The sequence below is a fragment of the Micromonospora sp. NPDC049799 genome, from assembly GCF_040656655.1.
In the GTDB taxonomy this organism is placed as follows: Bacteria; Actinomycetota; Actinomycetes; order Mycobacteriales; family Micromonosporaceae; genus Micromonospora.
In genome coordinates this window covers 1-4,250 of record NZ_JBFAMU010000421.1, presented here as the reverse complement: position 1 = coordinate 4,250, position 4,250 = coordinate 1, and the positions used below count along the sequence as shown (strand labels likewise).

5 protein-coding genes are annotated in these 4,250 nt (G+C 73.0%); all 5 read left to right on the top strand.

Annotated elements, in window-relative coordinates:
* The first annotated feature begins 328 nt into the window (after nt 1–328).
* Nucleotides 329–637, top strand: a complete 309-nt coding sequence (locus AB0I76_RS23585; RefSeq protein WP_357039296.1) for a WXG100 family type VII secretion target — start codon at nt 329–331, stop codon at nt 635–637.
* Nucleotides 638–665: 28 nt separating this feature from the next.
* Nucleotides 666–944 (top strand): WXG100 family type VII secretion target, encoded by a 279-nt coding sequence (locus AB0I76_RS23580; RefSeq protein WP_357039293.1) that lies wholly within the window; start codon nt 666–668, stop codon nt 942–944.
* Nucleotides 945–1,053: 109 nt separating this feature from the next.
* Nucleotides 1,054–2,496, top strand: a complete 1,443-nt coding sequence (locus AB0I76_RS23575) for a S8 family serine peptidase (protein WP_357039290.1) — start codon at nt 1,054–1,056, stop codon at nt 2,494–2,496.
* A 54-nt stretch (nt 2,497–2,550) separates the two neighbouring features.
* Nucleotides 2,551–3,132, top strand: coding sequence for a hypothetical protein (locus tag AB0I76_RS23570; protein ID WP_357039287.1), 582 nt, complete (start codon nt 2,551–2,553; stop codon nt 3,130–3,132).
* The coding region (locus tag AB0I76_RS23565; protein WP_357039284.1) for a WXG100 family type VII secretion target at nt 3,129–4,250 on the top strand (1,122 nt) is incomplete at its 3' end. The genes AB0I76_RS23570 and AB0I76_RS23565, both read left to right, overlap by 4 nt.

Here is a 4,250-nt window from a genome sequence, read left to right as displayed (position 1 = left end):
CCCGGTCTGCTGATGTCCGGCAACCGGGAGGAGGGTGCTGTCTTCGGCACCCTGCGGCCGAGCCCGCAGCCGCCCGGCCGGGGGACCCTGGTGCGTCGCCGCGACGGGCAGCAGCTCATCCAGACCGCCTGGTCCGAGCCGTCCTGAGCCGACCGTCAGCAGCGTCCGTCGAGGCGCGAATGTCACATCGCCGCGCTCCGGCGGGGCTGCGAGGCCTTGCCGGCGTCCGCTACGGTCTTCCGTGGAGTGTCCGTCGATGGGGTTGTGTGCCCGCGGCGGGGGAGGGCGCGGCGGATCCGCCGCCACAACAGGACGGAAGGGTGTGAGCATGGCGTTCGAGGTCGAAGCAGCGACTCTGCATACCGCCGCGAGTGACGTGCGGTCCACGCGCAGCGAGGTCGACGGTGAGCTGAAGAAGCTGTGGAACGTGGTCGACGACCTGGCCATCGCCTGGCAGGGGCAGGCGTCCACGGGCTTCCAGACGCTCATGCAGCGCTGGAGCGAAGACACGACCAAGCTGCTGACGGCGATGGACAGCATCGCCGACCTGCTCGACAAGTCGGGGACCACGCACCAGGTCAACGACGAGGAGCAGCAGCAGATGCTGGACAAGTTCCACTCTGCACTCAACCCGTGATCCGCCGACACCCGCAGGGGAGGAACTCATGAGCATCAAGGTCGACTACGCGGTCCTCGAGAGCAGCAACCAGCAGATGCAGGCCATCTCGCGGACCATCGACGAGAAGCTGGACACGCTGCGTTCCATGCTCTCGAAGCTGCAGTGGGACGGGCAGGACCGTGCCGCGTACGAGCAGCACCAGGCGCAGTGGGACGCCGCCGTCCGGGACATCAACAAGATCCTGAACGAGATCGGTGGCGCGGTGGGCATCGCCCGCGAGAACTACGTCAACACCGAGATGAGCAACGCCAAGGTGTGGAGCTGACAGAATCGCTCCGGCGGCTCCGGCCCGGCTCGGCCGGGCCGGAGCCGCACCGTGTGACGAGTGTCGAGGTCCGGGGAGTGCGATGACCGAGTGCGGGCGAAGCCGTCCGATGTGGAGGCGATCCGTCGCGGCACTCGCGGTCGGGGTTCTGTCGGGTTCGGTGTTCGTCGCTCCCGCACCGGCCACGGCCGCCGGCACCGTACGCGGCCTCCAGTGGCACCTCGACGCGCTGAAGATCCCCCAGGCGCACAAGCTCTCCCGCGGTCGCGGCGTGACGGTGGCCGTGATCGACGGCGGGGTGCATGCCGCCCACCAGGACCTGCGCGGCCAGGTGCTGCCCGGCTTCGGCACCGGGCCCGACGCGTCCCGGGACGGCCGCACCGACATGGACCGGGAGTCGGCACACGGCACCGGCATGGCGGGCATCATCGCGGCACGCGGCGGCGGCGACATGCGCAGCCTCGGCATCGCCCCCGAAGCCAAGATCCTGCCGATCAGTCTCGGGCCGAAGCAGGACGACGACGAAGTGGCGCCCGCCATCCGGTGGGCGGCCGACCACGGCGCCACGGTCATCAACATGTCCTTCGGTCGGTCCGGTCCCGAGTTGCCGGCCATCGCGGAGGCGGTCCGCTACGCCCAGAGCAGGGACGTGGTCGTGGTGGCGTCCGTGGGCAACATTTCGACCACCGGGCGCGACGTCATCTCGCCGGCCCGGCTGCCCGGGGTCGTCGCGGTCGGAGCCACCGACAAGCTCGGCGCTCTGTGGGCCGAGTCGGCGACGGGGCCGGAGGTGGTGGTGGCGGCCCCGGGCGCGCGACTGATCTCGCCGGCCTCCCCCACCGCCTCACCGAACGGCTACCTCGTCGGGGACGGGACCAGCCCCGCGGCGGCCGTGGTCTCCGGTGTGGTGGCGCTGATCCGGGCCCGCTATCCCGACGCCGACGCGGCGAACGTCGTCAACCGTCTGATCCGGACCGCCCGCGACGAGGGAGCGTCCGGCCGGGACCCCGAGTTCGGGTTCGGGTCCGTGGATGTGCTGGCGGCGTTGACCGCCCGGGTGGACCCGGTCGAGGCCAACCCGCTCCTCTCCGGGGCCCGGTCCGCCGCGCCGTCCGCCGTGCCGAAGGCGGACGACGAGCGCGACGACGGCCCGGCTGTCGCGTTCGAGGTCAAGAACGAGGCCGGCCTGATCGTGGTCGGCGGGCTCTGCCTGGTGGCGGTGCTCGTCGGCGTGGTCCTCCTGGTGGTGGCCCTGCGCCGGTCACGTCGCCGCCGCGCGCCGGGTGGGCCGTTTCCCCCGCCGGGCGCCCACGGCCCGTACCCGCCGGCCGGCCCTCCACCGGGGTATCCGGCTCCACCGCCTCCGGGCTGGCCCGCGCCGACGCCACCCGCGGGTCCGCCGCACGCGGTGCCCAGCCCGCCCGGGCCCGGAGCGCCGACGGCACACCCGTACCCGTACCAGCCGCATCCGTACCAGCCACGGCCGCTGGGTCAGCCGTCGCCGCACCCGCCCGCCGGTCCGGCGGGTCCGCCGGCCAACCCGCCCGCGTGACCCGACGCGACCCGCAGTGACCGACACCGGCCCAGCGCCACGGGGAGGACAGGAATGAGCGAGGACACGACCGGCCCCGACCGGATCGAGAAGTCGGTGCCGATCCCGGTGGTCGTCCCACCGGTGGCCGGCCCGACCGGCGCCTTTCCGACCGTGCTGGACAGCCCGTTCCGGTACGGCGTCCGCCACGACGACGTGGGGCTGAGCCAGGCCCGCACGCCGGAGGAACTGGTCGCCGGCCCGAACGAGCGGGGCGTGACGACCGTCTGGGACGCCGCCAGCCTCGACTCGGCCATCGACTGGTTGGAGACGCACGCGAACTACCTCCGCCGGCTGTCGTACGACATGGCGTCGATCAAGGAGCGCCTCGGCGGTGACAATCCGACGACGAGCGCACTCGGCGGTTTCCCGTACGCGCAGCAGCTCACCCGCACCCACTCGATGCTGCACGGCACGACGGAGCAGGGGCTCAAGAGGCTGTCGGACAACCTCTACGCGGCGGCCCGGGCGCTGGAGACGGTGAAGCGCAACTACGAGACCGCCGAGCAGGCCAACGCCATGTCGGCCGACGAGATGCGGCAGGCGTTCAGCAACGCGGCCCGCGGTGGCGGCGCGTCGGACGGGGGGCAGCGGTGAGCGGCAAGAGCTGGGAGGACATGGCCCGCGAGGTGCTCGTGCAGGGGCGCCCGGCGGACATCGGCAGTGCCGCCCTCGGGTGGCAGGAGCTGATCCGCAACGTGGGCCAGGTCAAGGAGAGCCTGGAACAGAACGTCAAGGACCTCGGCGCGGCCTGGAAGGGCCCGGCGTACGAGGCGTTCAAGGAGAAGATCGAGGCGCTCGCCCGCGACGCCGGCACGATCGTCGACGCCGTCGAGCGGCCCGGCAGCGACCGGCGGAGCATCGTGAGCGTGCTGGAGACCGCCGCCCGCAACCTGGAGGACGCCCAGGTCGCCATGCCGGTGCCGGCGTCCTGCGTCGGTGACGTGCTGGCCGCGCGCAACGGCGAGATCACCCTCGACAACGGCCTCTTCGAGACGAGCCTCAAGGCCGACTGGATGGGCAGCTGGCCGGTCGAGCAGATCGGCAAGTTCGGCGACTGGCTCTCCGAGTTCGTCTTCGACAACACGGAGAAGGCGCGCGAGGCGTACGAGACGGTCGACGGGCAGTTCCAGCAGCGCGACATGGAGACCCCGCAGGGCGGGCAGGTCGATACAGGAGGCGTGACACCGCCGGAGATCCCGAACCTTGGCGGGGGGCCGGGCGCCGGCAGTGTCGGCGGCGTGCCCGGTCTCGGCGGTGCACCGTCCACGGGCGGCATCGGTGGTGGCGTCCCCTCGGTGGGTGCCGGCGGCCTGCCCGGCACCGGCTCGGGCGGTGGTGGCCTGGGCTCCGGCGTCCACCCGGACCTCACCCCCGGTGGCTTCGGCACCGGCACCGGGACCACGCCGGGCACCGGGTCGCTCTCCGGGTTGGGCCCGGGCACCGGCGCCAGCCTGGCCGAGGACTACGGCAGCGGCCTGGCCGGTGTCGGCACCGGGACGGCTCCCGGGCTCGGGTCCGGGTTCGGCGGTGGCGGCGTACCGGGAACCACCGGGCTCGGCGGTGGCGGCCTGGGTGGCGGCAGTGGCGCCGGCCTGGCGGGTGCCGGCGGCGGGATGATCCCCGGCGGCGGTGCGCTGTGCCCGCGTCCGCTGAAGATCAGCGACTGGCCGGCGGCGCGCAGGACCTTGTCCAGCTTGATCGGGTTGGTGACG

Excerpts from the sequence above, each read along its gene's own strand:
- AB0I76_RS23580 (WP_357039293.1), top strand. The coding sequence starts at position 666 with ATGAGCATCAAGGTCGACTACGCGGTCCTCGAGAGCAGCAACCAGCAG.
- AB0I76_RS23585 (WP_357039296.1), top strand. The coding sequence starts at position 329 with ATGGCGTTCGAGGTCGAAGCAGCGACTCTGCATACCGCCGCGAGTGAC.
- AB0I76_RS23570 (WP_357039287.1), top strand. The coding sequence starts at position 2,551 with ATGAGCGAGGACACGACCGGCCCCGACCGGATCGAGAAGTCGGTGCCG.
- AB0I76_RS23575 (WP_357039290.1), top strand. The coding sequence starts at position 1,054 with ATGTGGAGGCGATCCGTCGCGGCACTCGCGGTCGGGGTTCTGTCGGGT.